A 15,505-nucleotide genomic window follows, 5' to 3' on the forward strand; every position below is an offset into this window, starting at 1 on the left:
CCCCTAATTTCAAAAAACTTTTCAAGCGCGTTTTTTTTCATCAAAGCGTTGTAAAAAGCATCATCATTTGGCGAATTTGCTCTTTTTATCATCGACATCCCCCGGCAGATGGCATACTAGAACGTAAAAATGAGAAAAAGGAATGCGACGAATGCCTTTAAGCGCACAACAGTTAGCGGCACAAAAGAACCTTTCTTATGTACTGGCTGAAAAACTGGCCCAACGGATCTTAACCGGTGAGTACGCGCCCGGAAGCATCCTGCCTGCAGAAATGGAATTAGGCGAAGCGTTCGGCGTGAGCCGTACCGCCGTAAGAGAAGCAGTAAAGACCCTGACCGCAAAAGGCATGGTGCTGCCGCGTCCACGCATAGGTACACGCGTGATGCCGAAAAGCAGCTGGAACTTCCTTGATAAAGAACTGCTCTCCTGGTGGATGACCGAAGAGAACTTTCAGGAAGTCATTCAGCACTTCCTGGTTCTGCGCAGCACCCTTGAACCACAGGCATGCCAGCTCGCAGCCCTTCTTGGCAGCGCAGAGCAAAAAGCGCATCTGAATACGCTGATGGATGAGATGGTGCAATTAAAGAAGCATTTCCAGCGCGAGCGCTGGATAGAAGTGGATATGGCCTGGCATGAACATATTTATGCGATGAGCGGCAATCCCTTCCTCACCTCTTTCGCTGCCCTCTTTCATTCGGTGTACCACACCTACTTCACCTCTATTACACAAAATGAAGTGGTAAAGCTCGAAAATCATCAGGCGATTGTGGATGCCATTCAGGAAAGCGACGCTCAGGGTGCTTATGAGGCCTGCCAGCTATTGTTGAACGCTCCCCACCCGGCTAAATAACAGGAATTCGCATGACAGAGAAAAAAGCGCGCAGTATGGCGGGCCTGCCGTGGATCGCGGCAATGGCTTTCTTTATGCAGGCGCTGGATGCGACCATTTTAAACACGGCACTGCCGGCGATAGCCCAGAGCCTGAACCGTTCCCCGCTGGCGATGCAGTCGGCGATTATCAGTTACACCCTGACGGTCGCTATGCTGATCCCGGCGAGCGGCTGGCTGGCGGACCGCTTCGGCACACGCCGCGTCTTTATGCTGGCCGTTTCGCTGTTCACCCTCGGATCGCTGGCCTGCGCCCTGTCGAGTTCGCTCGGTATGCTGGTTATCTTCCGCGTGGTGCAGGGTATCGGGGGCGCCATGATGATGCCGGTGGCGCGTCTGGCGTTACTGCGGGCTTACCCGCGCAGTGAACTGCTGCCGGTGCTGAACTTCGTGACCATGCCTGGCCTGATAGGCCCGATCCTCGGCCCGGTACTGGGCGGCGTGATGGTGACCTGGGCGAGCTGGCACTGGATATTCCTGATCAACATTCCCATCGGTATCGCCGGGCTGTTCTATGCCCGCAAATATATGCCGAACTTCACGACGCCGCGCCGGGGCTTCGATATGTGGGGCTTTTTTCTGTTCGGCCTGAGCCTGGTGCTGTTTTCCTGCGGTATGGAGCTGTTTGGCGAGAAGATTGTCGCCAGCTGGATCGCCCTGTCGGTGATCGTCACCGGCCTTCTGCTTCTGCTGGCTTATATCCGCCACGCCCGCCGACACCCGACACCGCTGATTGCGCTGCCGATGTTTAAGACGCGTACCTTTTCCGTCGGCATCGCCGGTAATCTGGCGTCCCGCCTTGGAACCGGATGCGTGCCCTTTTTAATGCCGCTGATGTTACAGGTCGGCTTTGGCTATCCGGCGCTGATCGCGGGCTGCATTATGGCCCCCACCGCCATGGGTTCTATTCTGGCGAAATCCGCGGTGACTCAGGTTCTGCGCCGCTTTGGTTATCGTAATACGCTGGTTGGCATTACGGTGATTATCGGCGTGATGATCGCCCAGTTCGCGCTGCAATCCCCCGCCATGCCGCTGTGGATGCTGATCCTGCCGCTGTTTGTGCTGGGGATGGCGATGTCCACGCAGTTTACCGCCATGAATACCATTACCCTTGCCGATCTGAATGATGAGAACGCCAGCAGCGGTAACAGCATGCTGGCCGTGACGCAGCAGTTATCCATCAGTCTGGGGGTGGCGGTCAGCGCGGCGGTGCTGCGCTTTTATGAAGGGTTTGAGAACGCGAATACCGTGGAGCAGTTTCACTACACCTTTATTACCATGGGGGTAGTCACGCTGATATCCGCTTCCGTCTTTATGCTGTTAAAAGCCAAAGATGGTCGTAACCTGATTAAAGAGCGGCATAAAGCTTAGGCGGAGCCGCGTTCCATTAACACCGGCGTCAGTTGCAGACGCTGCTGGACCAAGGTGGGATCGGTGATGCGATGCAGTAACACATCGATAGCCAGCTCACCCAGTTCATCTTTCGGCTGATGGATGGTGGTCAGCGGGGGCGTCATGTAACGCGCCAGCTCAATATCATCGTAGCCGACAATCGCCATATCCTGCGGCACCTTCAGTCCGGCCTGATATAACGCCTGGTACGCGCCAAAGGCCATGGCGTCGTTACCGATAAACACCGCCTGCGGACGCGCTTGTTGCGCCAGCAGGATCTGCATCGCCTCATAGCCGCCGCCAAACTCAAAGTTACCGACGATCTCATCGCCTTCACGAATTTCGAGGCCTGCGCGTGCCATGGCTTCGCGATACCCCTCCAGACGTAAACGCGCCGGGGTTTTATCCAGCGGCCCGGTAATGCAGGCGATACGGGTATGGCCTTTATCAATCAGGTGCTGCGTTGCCATATCACCGCCCAGCAGCGAGTTATCCTGAATGAGATCGCTGTAACCATCGAACGGCGCCCAGTCCATCATCACCGTCGGAATGGACGGGTAACGCTGCATGATTTCCTGCGAGGGCTGATGGGTTTCGGTGCACAGCAACAGTAAGCCATCGACGCGCTTTTGCATCAGCGTCTCCAGATTACTGTTCATGCGCTGTTCATCGCCTTCGGTATTACAGAGCACCAGGCTGTAGCCACGCTCAAAGCAGCTGCGCTCGACGCCGCGCACCAGCTCGGAATAGAAAGGGTTGGTACTGGCGGTGATCAGCATGCCGATAGTACGGGTCTGGTTGATCTTAAGGCTGCGCGCCAGCGCCGAAGGGGCGTAGTTCAGGCTTTTGATCGCTGCGTCCACTTTCGCGGTGATCGCCTCGCTGACGAACCGGTCTTTATTAATGACGTGCGAGACGGTGGAGGTGGACACGCCCGCCAGTCGGGCAACATCTTTCATGGTTGCCATGAGAGGTTACCCCTGCTGCGCCAGAAAATCGTCGATCTCACTGCGCCACGGCACGGAAGGCTGCGCCCCTTTACGCGTTACCGCGATGGCCGCCGCCGCATGGGCAAAACGGATCGCCTGCTCAAGCGGCTTGTTTTCCAGCAGCGCGGTCATCAGCGCGCCGTTAAAGGTGTCACCGGCAGCGATAGTATCAATGGCTTTCACTTTAAAGCCCGGAATGCGCTGGCCTTCGCCGTTAACGCTGGCCCACACGCCGCGGCTGCCAAGCGTAATGATGACGGTTTCGATGCCTTTGCTATGCAGCGCCTGCGCGGCGCGCGCGGCATCGTCATCCGTTTCCACTTTAATGCCGGTCAGTTTTTCCGCTTCGGTTTCGTTTGGCGTAATCACATCCACCAGCGCCAGCAGCTCGTCAGACAGCTCCCGTGCCGGAGCCGGGTTGAGCGCCACGCGCGTGCGGTTCTGGTGAGCGATTTTCGCCGCCGCCAGCACGCTTTCCACCGGCGATTCCAGCTGCATCAGCAGCGCGGATGCCGCGGCGATACGCTCGCGCTGCGCTTCGACCAGCGCCACAGAGAGCGCAGCGTTAGCGCCAGCATGAATACCGATGACATTCTCCCCTTCACCGTTCACAAAAATCAGCGCCACGCCGGTGGATTCACCGGTGATGACGCTGACCGGCGTAACATCAATGTTGTCGCTCGCCAGCTGTGTACGGACCCGTTCGCCAGTGTCGTCGTCGCCCGTGCAGGCGATAAAGGCAATATCTGCGCCGCTGCGTCCGGCAGCAACCGCCTGGTTGGCGCCTTTACCGCCAAAAGCGACCTGATACTGGCTGCCGGTGACGGTTTCACCCGGCGTCGGGAAGGATTCAAGGTTGAGAATGTGATCGGCATTAATACTGCCAAGGACGACGAGTTTACCTGCCATGTTCATAGTTTCATCCTGTAAATGCGCCACCCTGAGCGGCGCGTACCCTGCTTTTCTTATGTTCTTTTTCCTGCCGCCACACGCGGCGGCAGGACAATCACATTACTGTTTGATAACCAGTTTCAGATCAACCGGGTATTTCGCCTGTACTTTCTCGCCTTTGATCACTTTGTCAGCGGTTTCAACGCCTTTCGCGCCGATTTGCTCCGGTAACTGGGCGATGGTCGCTGCCAGTTTGCCGTCGTTTACCGCTTTTTCACCGTCTGGCGTACCGTCAAAACCCACCACCATTACGTCAGTTTTACCGGCGGTTTGCAGTGCGCGCAGTGCGCCCAGCGCCATTTCATCGTTCTGCGCGAACACCGCTTTCACGTCCGGGTGCGCAGTCAGCAGGTTCTGCATAACGTTCAGGCCTTTGGTGCGGTCAAAGTCAGCCGGCTGGCTGGCCAGCACGTCGAATTTGTGGGCCGCGACGGCCTGCTGGAAGCCTTCGCCACGCTCACGCGCCGCAGAGGTACCGGCGATACCCTGCAGTTCGATCACTTTTGCGCCTTCACCGGCTTTTTTAGCGATGTAGTCACCAGCGATTTTGCCGCCCAGCACGTTGTCAGAAGCGATGTGGCTGACCACCTCGCCTTTGGCGGCCATACGGTCGAGGGTGATCACCGGGATTTTCGCCTCGTTTGCCATCTTCACGGCGTTACCTACCGCGTCAGAATCGGTCGGGTTGATCAACAGCAGTTTGGTGCCACGTACGGTTAAATCCTGAACGTTCGCCAGCTCTTTCGCCGGGTTGTTCTGCGAATCCAGCACCACAAGGTTGTAGCCCAGTTTATCGGCTTCTTTTTGTGCGCCGTCTTTCAGGGAAACGAAGAACGGGTTGTTCAGCGTGGAGACCACCAGCGCGATGGTGTCTTTCGCCATCGCATTCGCGCTTACGGTCGCACTCAGTGCTACAGCAGAAACCAGGGTAGCCAGTTTTTTCATGTTCATATTCAGATGTCCTGTAATGTCATTGATTACTGTTTTTTGTTGTCTACCAGGACCGCCAGCAAAATCACCACTGCTTTAACGATCATCTGGTAATAGGAGGAAACACCTAGCAAATTCAGACCATTATTGAGGAAGCCCAGAATCAATGCGCCGATAAGCGTGCCGACAATCCGGCCTTTACCGCCCGCAAGGCTCGTTCCCCCCAGCACCACCGCCGCGATGGCATCCAGCTCGTAGCCGGTGCCCGCCGTCGGTTGGGCGGAGGAGAGACGCGCAACTTCAATAATGCCCGCCAGAGAAGCCAGAAGGCCGCTCAGCGAATACACGATAATCTTGATTTTGTTCACACTGATGCCGGACAGACGCGTTGCCGCTTCGTTACCGCCCAGCGCATAGATATACCGACCAAGACGGGTGTGATGCAATACATACCACGCGGCAAGGAAGACAAATCCCATGATCCACACCGGCGCCGGGATCCCCAGCGGACGACCGATACCGAACCAGCCAAACAGATCGGCGTTTTCCGTAAAGCCCGTGTTCATGGGACTGCCGTTGGTATAAACCATGGTCGCGCCGCGCAGCAGCAGCATCATCACCAGCGTGGCGATAAACGCCTGCACGCGGCCTTTCGCGACGATCGCCCCGGTCATGGCCCCGATAGCCGCGCCTAATGCCAGCGCCGCCGCTACAGCCACCAGCGCATTCACTTCCATCCCCACCAGCGAGGCGGCCACTGCGCCGGTCAACGCCAGTAACGAACCGACGGACAGGTCGATCCCGGAGGTAAGAATGACCAGCGTCATCCCCACCGCCATAATGGCGTTAACCGACGTCTGTTGCAGGATATTGAACAGGTTATTAACGGTAAAAAAGTTCGGGCTAAGGGTGGAGACAATCGCAATCAGCACCAGCAGGGCAATCAGCGATTTTTGTTCCATCAGCCACGCTTTGTTGAAATAGCGGCGGGTAGAAACGGTTTGGGTACTCATTGCCTGGACTCCTGCGTATCGCGATTTAGCTTGCCGACGGCAGCCGCCATCAGCACTTCCTGGGTGGCCTGTTCGCGAGTAAATTCTCCGCCCAGATGCCCTTCATGCATCACCATGATGCGGTCACTCATGCCGATGACTTCCGGCATTTCCGACGACACCAGAATGATGCTCAACCCTTCAGCCTTAAACTGATTGATTAACTGATAAATTTCTTTTTTTGCCCCCACGTCCACACCGCGCGTGGGTTCGTCCAGAATCAGCACTTTCGGACGCGTCATCAGCCCGCGGGCGATGGCGACCTTTTGCTGGTTCCCGCCGGAAAGCAGACCAATCGGCTGCTCCATTGACGGCGTTTTGACGTTAAACAGACGGACGAAATCTCCCACCGCCTGCTGTTCATCTTTATGCTTCAGGCGACCACCGGCGTGACTGAAATAGCGCAGCGCGGTAAGCGACATGTTTTCTTTAACCGACATGCCCAGCACCAGCCCGTCGCGCTTGCGATCTTCGGAGATATACACGATGCCGTTCGCCAGGCCATCCTGCGGTGAGCGGGTGACCACTTCATGGCCGTCGAGGGTGACATAACCGCTGGTGCGCGGCAGCGCGCCGTACAGCACTTTCATCAGTTCAGTACGTCCGGCGCCCATCAACCCCGCCACGCCTAAGATCTCGCCTTTGCGCAGCACAAAGGAGACGTTATCCACGCCCGGCCCGCACACGGCGTCCACTTTCAGGCGCACATCGCCGGGGGCTTTATCAAGATGCGGGTACTGCTCTTCCAGCTTACGTCCCACCATCATTTCAATCAGCGTATCTTCACTCAGCGTCGACACTTCCCGCTCGGCGATAAACTGCCCGTCGCGGAATACCGTCACGTCATCGCAGATTTCGAAGATCTCTTTCATGCGGTGGGAAATATAAACAATGCCGCGCCCCTGGGATTTCAGCTCGCGAATGACGCGGAACAGGGAGTCGGTTTCGGTATCAGTCAGCGCATCGGTCGGCTCATCCATAATGATGACTTTCGACTCAAAGCTCAGCACTTTGGCGATTTCCACCATTTGCTGATCGCCAATCGACAGATCGCCCACCAGCCGGTCGCTTTTAAAGCGCAGGTTGAGTTTGGCGAGCAGGACGTTGGCTTCGGCATACATCTTTTTCCAGTCGATCTTGCCGAAGCGATTAACGAACTCACGGCCTAAAAAGATGTTTTCCGCAATGGTGAGCTGCGGGATCAGGTTCAGTTCCTGATGAATGATGCCGATCCCGGCTTCCTGGGAGGATTTGGGGCCGGTAAACGTCGTTTCCTGGCCGAGCCACAGCAGTGAACCTGCATCACGCTGATAAATGCCGGTTAAGACTTTCATCATCGTGGATTTACCCGCGCCGTTTTCGCCCACCAGCGCCATAACGCGGCCGGGATAAACGTTAAGCGCAGCGCCGGACAGGGCTTTTACGCCGGGGAACGCTTTATCGATCCCCTTCAGTTGCAGTAATGCGTCCATGGCAGCCTCAGAATGTGACGCCAGCGCAGAGAATGATATTCGCATACGGGGAACACTCTCCGCTGCGAATCACCGCCTGACTGTCTGCGGTTTGTTGTTTAAACGTTTCGTGTGAAACATAACGAACGTCTATGGTGTTTCCCTGGTGTTGTTGCAGTTGCTCTATGTGGCGGAGCAACGTTTCGTGGAGTTGCGGATTATGATCTTTAATTTCCGTCGCGAGAATGGCTGCCTCAACCTGCATTTCCGTCGTCACGACCTCCAGCACCTGCATAAAGGAGGGCACGCCCTGAGTCAGCGCCATATCAATGCGCTGCGTGCTATGGGGCACCGGCAATCCGGCATCGCACACGACCAGCGTATCAGTATGTCCAAGACGGGAAATTACCGACGAAATGTCAGAATTCAGTACAGACCCTTTCTTCATATTTATCTCCACTAGCGAAACGTTTCGCTAAGATGAGTTTATGCTGAAGGGTGTGCAGAAAACCATCACGACGTAACGGAATTGTGATCGCCGTCGAAACGTTTCGCTAAGTCAAATGGAGAGGGATAATGCCAGGTAATATGCCGGGTGGCGCTGCGCTTACCCGGCCTACGGTCTGTAGGCCCGTGCAAGCGAAGCGCCGCCGGGCGGAGGCGTTCAGAGATTAAATCTCAACCTGCGTCCCCAGTTCAATCACCCGGTTAGGCGGGATTTCAAACTGATCGGGTGCACGCAGTGCGTTACGTTGCAGTAACAAAAACAGCTTGCCGCGCAGACGCAGATACCACGGACGTTTGCCGAGGATCAGCGACTCATGGGACATAAAGAACGAGGTTTCCATCATCCGGCAGCTCAGGCCTTCCAGCCCGCAGCGGTGGAACACTTCTTCCACGTTGGGAATTTCACGCCAGCCGTAGCTGGCCACCACGCGCCAGAAGGTCGGTGACAGCTGCTCGATCTGCACGCGACGGACGTTATGCACATAAGGCGCATCTTCCGTGCGCAGCGTCAGCAGGATCACGCGCTCGTGCAGCACTTTGTTGTGCTTGAGATTATGCAGCATAGCAAAGGGGATGACGTTCAGCGCACGGGACATATACACGGCGGTGCCTGGCACGCGCACCGGCGGCGATTTCTCAAGCGAGGCGATCATCGCTTCCAGGGAATTGCCGTGTTCGTGCATACGGCGCAGCAGACGGAACCGCTCGCTTTTCCAGGTGGTCATGATGATAAACATCACCATGCCGAGGCTCAACGGCAGCCAGCCGCCGGAGAGCAACTTATCGAGGTTCGCCGAGAACAGCGGCACATCAATACACAGGAAGGCGATCAGCAGGAAGCCCACCAGCAGTTTGTTCCAGTGCCAGTTTTTGCGCGCCACGGTCGCCGACAGAATAGTGGTCAGCACCATGGTGCCGGTCACCGCAATGCCGTAGGCCGCCGCCAGGTTGCTGGAATGCTCGAAGCTGACGATAACAATCACCACCGCGCAATAGAGCAGCCAGTTCACGAACGGAATGTAGATCTGCCCGGATTCCATTTCCGAGGTATGAATGATGCGCATCGGCGACAAATAGCCCAGGCGCACCGCCTGGCGGGTCAGGGAGAAGACGCCGGAGATCACCGCCTGCGAAGCGATAACCGTCGCCAGGGTGGCGATAATCAGCATCGGAATTAACGCCCATTCAGGCGCTAACAGGAAAAATGGGTTCTTAATCGCTTCAGGGGTTTTCAGTAACAGCGCGCCCTGACCGAAATAGTTCAGCACCAGCGACGGCAGCACCAGACTGAACCAGGCCACCCGGATCGGCAGCTTGCCGAAATGACCCATGTCCGCGTACAGCGCTTCCACGCCGGTGATCGACAGCACTACGGCGCCGAGCGCCACAAAAGAGACGGCTTTATATTCAAGGAAGAAATGCACCGCCCAGGCCGGATTCAGCGCCTGCAACACTTCAGGATTGCCGATAATCCCGCGCAGTCCGAGCACCGCCAGAATCAAAAACCACGCCAGCATGATTGGCGCAAAGAGTTTGCCCACCAGCCCCGTGCCATGCTTCTGGATCATAAATAACAGCGTCAGGACGATGATCGACAGCGGCACCACCCAGGTTTCCAGCGACGGCGCGACGATCTCCAGCCCCTCGATCGCGGACATCACCGAAATCGCCGGTGTGATCACCACTTCACCATAGAAGAAGCTGCCGCCAATCAACCCCATGATCACCAGCACCGAGGTCATACGGGCCGAGGTATTACGCCCGGCCAGCGACATCAGCGTCAGGATCCCACCTTCACCGGCGTTATCGGCGCGCATTACAAAGGACAGATATTTAACGGATACGACCAGGATCAGCAGCCAGAAAATGAGCGATAAAAAGCCGAACACGGCATCGCGCTCAACGCCAAAGCCAAACTGACCAGACAAACATTCACGGAGGGTATAAAGCGGGCTGGTACCGATATCACCGTACACCACGCCGATGGCTGCGAGCGTTATCGCAGGCAACGATTGCTTATTATCTGTGCTCATAGACTAATCTTTTGTTTGAATGCCAACTGTGTGCTTAGTCCCTTGGCCCACAAAAGCGCACAGTATGCACGATTCTTTGCCAAATCGTACCCCTAAATGCGGCCGGGTTATCCTGCCTCAATGAAAATGAACCGGTACTTCAGTCTATTACAAGCCCCTGTTGAAACGTTTATACTCGCAGCTCTGCGCCTGAAACCCGGCGAAAGGAAGTAAATGAATTATGGCTCACCCACACTTATTAGCTGAAAGAATTTCCCGTCTCAGTGCTGCACTGGAAAAAGGGCTTTTTGAGCGCAGCCACGCGATCCGCTTGTGCCTGCTGGCGGCGCTCAGCGGCGAGAGCGTCTTTCTGCTCGGCCCGCCGGGAATAGCCAAAAGCCTTATCGCCCGGCGGCTGAAGTTCGCCTTCCGCCATGCCCGGGCTTTTGAGTATCTGATGACGCGCTTTTCCACACCGGAAGAGGTTTTCGGCCCGCTGTCGATCCAGGCATTAAAAGATGAAGGGCGTTATGAACGTCTTACCGCAGGCTACTTACCGGAAGCGGAAATTGTCTTTTTAGATGAGATCTGGAAGGCCGGTCCGGCGATCCTCAACACGCTGCTGACGGCCATCAATGAACGTCGTTTCCGCAACGGCGCCACGGAAGAAAAAATCCCCATGCGTTTGCTGGTGGCGGCGTCCAACGAACTGCCGGAAGCGGACAGCAGCCTCGAAGCGCTGTACGACCGTATGCTGATCCGCCTGTGGCTGGATAAAGTGCAGGACAAGGGGAATTTCCGCGCCATGCTGGTGAGCCAGCAGGATGAAAACGACAATCCGGTTGCCGATGCCCTGCAGATCAGCGACGAAGAGTATCAGCAGTGGCAGCAGGACATTGGAAAAATTGCCCTGCCCGATGCCGTCTTTGAGCTGATCTTCCAGCTGCGCCAGCAGCTGGATAGTCTGCCGAACGCCCCTTATGTTTCCGATCGCCGCTGGAAAAAAGCCATTCGTCTGTTACAGGCCAGCGCCTTTTTCTCCGGACGCGATGCCGTCGCGCCGATCGATCTGATCCTGCTCAAAGACTGCCTGTGGCATGACGCGGATAGCATGAATCTGCTTACACAACAAATAGATATTTTGATGACCGTTCACGCATGGCAGCAACAGGCGATGCTGACGAAACTGGCGGCCATCGGGCAGCGCCGTCTTCAGCTGCAACAGCAGCAAAGCGATAAAACGGCGCTACGGGTTCTGCGTCAGAGCGGCATGTTCAGCCGCCGCCCACACTATGAACTGCCGCCGGAACTTACCGACGCGACCCTGACGCTGCTTCTTCAGCAGCCGCTGAAACTGCATGATATGCAGGTGATCCATCTGACCATTGAGCGGGCCGCGCTTGAGCAGTGGCTGGCGAAAGGCGGGGAGATCCGCGGCAAACTTAACGGCATTGGTTTTGCACAGCTGCTGAACCTGGAAGTCGACAGCACATTACATCTGATAGTGCGCGACGTCAGCCTGCAGGGATCGCGCCTTGCCCTGCCGGGCAGCGCGCAGGAAAACGTGCCGGATGAGATCACTCACCAGCTGGAAGCGCTGGACAATGAATGGCACCAGCAGCATACGCGCTTCAGTGAACAGCAAAAATGCCTGTTTATTCACAGCGACTGGGCGGGTCGTATTGAAGGCAGCCTGCAGGACGTTGGCGCGCAGATCAAACAGGCGCGTCAATGCTGACGCTGGATACCCTCAATGTGATGCTGGCGGTTAGCGAAGAGGGGATGATTGAAGAGTTGATCGTCGCCCTGCTGGCCTCTCCGCAGCTGGCGGTTTTTTTTGAGAAATTCCCCCGTCTGCGCCATGCCATCACCGAGGATATTCCCCGCTGGCGGGAGGCATTAAAGGGACGGCTGAAAGACACCCGCGTACCGCCGGAGTTGACGGAAGAAGTGATCAGCTATCAGCAAAGCCAGCTGCTCTCCACCACGCAGTTGACCATTCAGCTGCCACAGATCCTCAGCCTGCTGGAAAAAGTCCACTCCCCCTATGCCGCCCAGGCAAAACAGCTGGTAGCGGATAACGCCACCTTTACCCCCGCCCTGCACACGCTGTTTTTGCAGCGCTGGCGCTTAAGCCTGGTGGTGCAGACCACGGCGCTCAACCAGCAATTACTGGAAGAAGAGCGCGAGCAGTTGCTCAGTGAAGTGCAGGAGCGTATGACGCTGAGCGGGCAGCTGGATCCGGTGCTGGTGGAAAACGACAATGCTGCCGGACGGCTGTGGGATATGAGCGCCGGACAGCTTAAGCGCGGCGACTATCAGCTGATCATCAAATACGGGGATTTTCTGGCCGCGCAGCCTGAACTGAAAAAGCTGGCGGAACAGCTGGGGCGATCGCGTGAGGCGAAGTCCGTACCACGCAACGATGCGCCGATGGAAACCTTCCGCACGCTGGTGCGCGAGCCGTCTTCGGTGCCCGAGCAGGTGGATGGTCTGCAACAGAGCGATGATATTTTACGTTTGCTGCCACCGGAGCTGGCCACGCTGGGCATCAGCGAGCTGGAGTATGAGTTTTATCGTCGCCTGGTGGAGAAACAACTGCTGACCTATCGCTTACAGGGCGAAGCCTGGCGGGAGAAGATCACCGAGCGGCCGGTGGTGCATCAGGATTTTGACGAGCAGCCGCGCGGGCCTTTTATCGTCTGCGTCGATACGTCCGGATCAATGGGCGGTTTTAATGAGCAGTGTGCGAAAGCGTTTTGCCTCGCGCTGATGCGCGTGGCGCTGGCGGATCGACGCCGCTGTTTTATCATGCTGTTTTCCAGCGAAGTGGTGCGCTATGAGCTGTCGGGCAGGGAAGGCATTGAGCAGGCGATCCGCTTTTTGAGCCAGCGTTTTCGCGGCGGCACCGATCTCGCCAGCTGTTTTCGCGCCATCATCGAGCGGATGCAGGGCGGCGAGTGGTTCGATGCGGATGCAGTGGTGATCTCCGATTTTATCGCCCAGCGCCTGCCGGACGAGGTGATCGGCAAAATTAATGAACTGCAGCGCATCCATCAGCATCGCTTTCATGCGGTGGCGATGTCCGCCCACGGCAAGCCCGGCATTTTGCGCATTTTCGATCATATCTGGCGCTTTGATACCGGGATGCGCAGCCGCCTGCTGCGACGCTGGCGGCGCTGAATCAGAGCAGGGATGAGACGCTGTCGCGTACCTGCGCAGGCCATACGCCGCACTGTACCTGGCCAATGTGCGGCAGTTGCAGCAGCAACATGGTCAGACGTGACTGGCCAATGCCGCCGCCGATAGTCTGCGGCATTTGCCCTTCCAGCAGCGCGCGGTGCCACTCCAGCGCCAGACGATCTTCATCGCCGGTCAGCTTCAGCTGGCGTTTAAGGGTTTCGGCGTCAACGCGGATGCCCATGGAGGAGAGCTCCAGCGCATCTTCCAGCACCGGGTTCCACACCAGGATGTCACCGTTCAGACCGGCAAAACCGGCTTCGGTGCGGGTCGTCCAGTCATCATAATCCGGGGCGCGCACGTCGTGACGTTTGCCGTCGCTCAGGTCGCCGCCGATACCGATCAGGAACACCGCGCCCAGCTCTTTCGCAATGGCCCGCTCGCGGCCCTTGGCGTCGAGACCAGGGAAGCGGGTCAGCAGCTCTTCGCTGTGCACAAAGTGGATCTGCTCTGGCAGGAACGGTGCCAGACCAAACTCCGCGCTCACTGCCGCTTCTGTCGCTTTAATGCCTGACCAGATCGCCGAGACGGTCGCTTTCAGCGTGCCCAGATGGCGCTCGCCGTCACCGAGGACGCGCTCCCAGTCCCACTGATCGACATAGACCGAGTGGATCGGCGTAAGACGATCTTCGTCCGGGCGCAGGGCTTTCATATGCGTGTAAAGCCCTTCCCCCGCGCTGAAGTCGTGTTGCCCCAGCGTCTGCCGTTTCCACTTCGCCAGCGAGTGCACCACTTCAAAGTGCGCGTCTGGCAGGGTTTTCACACTGACCTGTACCGCCTTTTCGCAACCAGACAGGTTGTCCTGCGTGCCATCCCCCACGCGGCTGAGGATCGGTGCCTGAACTTCGATCAGGCCCAGTTTGTCCTCCAGTTGGCGGGAGAAGTGAGCTTTGACGAAACTGATCTGGCGTTGTTTTGCGATGTAAGCGGTTTTCATTATTGAACTCCTGTGTCCTGTTGCCATTGATTAAGCAACAAAACGAGAGTGATATTCAATAATCAACAGATAAAAAGCCCAGTTCACTTTTGATTCCATAAAATATGGCGTTAAACTGGACTGAATCATTAATCTACATAAGAAAAACCTATGGAAAATTATCAGATCGATAATCTGGATCGCGGCATCCTTGAGGCGCTGATGGCAAATGCGCGCACGGCTTATGCCGAACTCGCCAAGCAGTTTGGCGTCAGCCCCGGCACCATTCACGTTCGCGTGGAGAAGATGAAACAGGCGGGCATCATTACCGGCGCGCGTATCGATGTCAGCCCTAAACAGCTCGGCTACGACGTCTGCTGCTTTATCGGCATCATTCTCAAAAGCGCTAAAGATTACCCGTCGGCTCTGGCGAGGCTGGAGAGTCTGGAAGAAGTGACCGAAGCGTATTACACCACCGGGCACTACAGCATCTTTATTAAGGTGATGTGCAAATCGATCGACGCGCTGCAACAGGTACTTATCAACAAGATCCAAACAATTGATGAAATTCAGTCCACCGAGACGCTGATCTCGCTGCAGAACCCGATCATGCGCACCATCCGCCCATGATCTTCTGAAATAATCACCCTGTTTTCCACAGGTAGATCCCAGCTCATTCACAGCGTACAATATGCCACGCTTAATTGAGGACGGACGATCATGGCAGATATTACGCTTATCAGTGGCAGCACCCTGGGCGGAGCAGAGTACGTGGCGGAGCACCTGGCTGAAAAGCTGGACGAGGCGGGGTACAGCACCAGCACCCTTCACGGCCCGCTGCTTGAGGATCTGCCGGCGGAAGGCGTGTGGCTGCTGGTTTCCAGTACCCATGGCGCAGGGGATCTGCCGGATAACATTCTTCCTTTATATGAAGAACTGAAAGAACAGCAGCCGGATCTGTCTCAGGTACGCTTTGGGGCGATCGGGATCGGCAGTCGTGAATACGACACCTTCTGCGGGGCGATCGACAAGCTGGAAAGCGAAATGCGGACTTGCGGGGCAAAACAGATCGGCGAAACGCTGCGGATCAACATCCTCGATCATGATATTCCCGAGGATCCGGCAGAAATCTGGCTGGGATCCTGGATTAATTTACTCAAGATTGTGTAAAGATCGT

The 15,505-nt window shown here is 56.5% G+C and carries 14 protein-coding genes; 6 read left to right on the forward strand and 8 right to left on the reverse strand.

The genetic code is table 11. The annotated features are described in order from the left end of the window. The first annotated feature begins 151 nt into the window (after positions 1 to 151). Positions 152 to 850, forward strand: a complete 699-nt coding sequence (locus ACQUTD_RS09730) for a FadR/GntR family transcriptional regulator (RefSeq protein WP_072570840.1) — start codon at positions 152 to 154, stop codon at positions 848 to 850. Positions 851 to 861: 11 nt separating this feature from the next. Next, positions 862 to 2,259: a multidrug transporter subunit MdtD gene (mdtD, locus tag ACQUTD_RS09735; protein WP_473275531.1), complete on the forward strand. Its 1,398-nt coding sequence runs from the start codon at positions 862 to 864 to the stop codon at positions 2,257 to 2,259. On the opposite strand, the gene rbsR is transcribed toward mdtD, so the two are convergent. The 7 genes from rbsR to kup all read right to left on the reverse strand — a co-directional run bounded on the left by rbsR (position 2,256) and on the right by kup (position 10,193). Further along, positions 2,256 to 3,248 (reverse strand): ribose operon transcriptional repressor RbsR, encoded by a 993-nt coding sequence (gene rbsR / locus ACQUTD_RS09740; protein ID WP_473275528.1) that lies wholly within the window; start codon positions 3,246 to 3,248, stop codon positions 2,256 to 2,258. The two genes, mdtD and rbsR, sit on opposite strands and share 4 nt — an antisense overlap. A gap of 6 nt (positions 3,249 to 3,254) precedes the next feature. Next, the gene (gene rbsK / locus ACQUTD_RS09745; RefSeq protein WP_473275525.1) at positions 3,255 to 4,184 is read right to left on the reverse strand and encodes a ribokinase; all 930 of its coding nucleotides are present in this window, start codon (positions 4,182 to 4,184) and stop codon (positions 3,255 to 3,257) included. Positions 4,185 to 4,280: 96 nt separating this feature from the next. Next, positions 4,281 to 5,171, reverse strand: coding sequence for a ribose ABC transporter substrate-binding protein RbsB (gene rbsB, locus ACQUTD_RS09750; RefSeq protein ID WP_218338264.1), 891 nt, complete (start codon positions 5,169 to 5,171; stop codon positions 4,281 to 4,283). 26 nt (positions 5,172 to 5,197) lie between these two features. Then, on the reverse strand, positions 5,198 to 6,163 hold the full coding sequence (gene rbsC / locus ACQUTD_RS09755) for a ribose ABC transporter permease (protein WP_072570849.1): 966 nt from the start codon (positions 6,161 to 6,163) through the stop codon (positions 5,198 to 5,200). Then, positions 6,160 to 7,674, reverse strand: a complete 1,515-nt coding sequence (gene rbsA, locus ACQUTD_RS09760) for a ribose ABC transporter ATP-binding protein RbsA (protein ID WP_318376997.1) — start codon at positions 7,672 to 7,674, stop codon at positions 6,160 to 6,162. The genes rbsC and rbsA overlap by 4 nt, the downstream gene beginning before the upstream one ends. 7 nt (positions 7,675 to 7,681) lie before the next feature. Beyond that, positions 7,682 to 8,101, reverse strand: coding sequence for a D-ribose pyranase (gene rbsD, locus ACQUTD_RS09765; protein ID WP_072570852.1), 420 nt, complete (start codon positions 8,099 to 8,101; stop codon positions 7,682 to 7,684). Positions 8,102 to 8,324: 223 nt separating this feature from the next. Then, positions 8,325 to 10,193 (reverse strand): low affinity potassium transporter Kup, encoded by a 1,869-nt coding sequence (kup, locus tag ACQUTD_RS09770; protein ID WP_321988307.1) that lies wholly within the window; start codon positions 10,191 to 10,193, stop codon positions 8,325 to 8,327. Between the two features lie 220 nt (positions 10,194 to 10,413). Between kup and ravA the strand changes: the two genes are divergently transcribed. Together ravA and viaA are read left to right on the forward strand one after the other, a co-directional pair. After that, entirely contained in the window at positions 10,414 to 11,910 is a 1,497-nt protein-coding gene (ravA, locus tag ACQUTD_RS09775; protein WP_473275520.1) for an ATPase RavA, read from the forward strand. Continuing rightward, positions 11,904 to 13,355, forward strand: coding sequence for an ATPase RavA stimulator ViaA (viaA, locus tag ACQUTD_RS09780; protein WP_473275517.1), 1,452 nt, complete (start codon positions 11,904 to 11,906; stop codon positions 13,353 to 13,355). Before ravA ends, viaA begins: the two co-directional genes overlap by 7 nt. Position 13,356: 1 nt before the next feature. On the opposite strand, the gene asnA is transcribed toward viaA, so the two are convergent. After that, positions 13,357 to 14,349 (reverse strand): aspartate--ammonia ligase, encoded by a 993-nt coding sequence (gene asnA / locus ACQUTD_RS09785; protein ID WP_473275514.1) that lies wholly within the window; start codon positions 14,347 to 14,349, stop codon positions 13,357 to 13,359. Between the two features lie 150 nt (positions 14,350 to 14,499). Between asnA and asnC the strand changes: the two genes are divergently transcribed. Next, on the forward strand, positions 14,500 to 14,958 hold the full coding sequence (asnC, locus tag ACQUTD_RS09790; protein WP_088221282.1) for a transcriptional regulator AsnC: 459 nt from the start codon (positions 14,500 to 14,502) through the stop codon (positions 14,956 to 14,958). A 90-nt stretch (positions 14,959 to 15,048) separates the two neighbouring features. Next, positions 15,049 to 15,498 carry an FMN-binding protein MioC gene (gene mioC / locus ACQUTD_RS09795; RefSeq protein WP_473275511.1) on the forward strand — a complete coding sequence of 150 codons (450 nt, stop codon included), beginning with the start codon at positions 15,049 to 15,051 and terminating at the stop codon, positions 15,496 to 15,498. Positions 15,499 to 15,505: the final 7 nt, after the last annotated feature.

It is taken from the genome of Enterobacter sp. K510 (genome assembly GCF_055804875.1).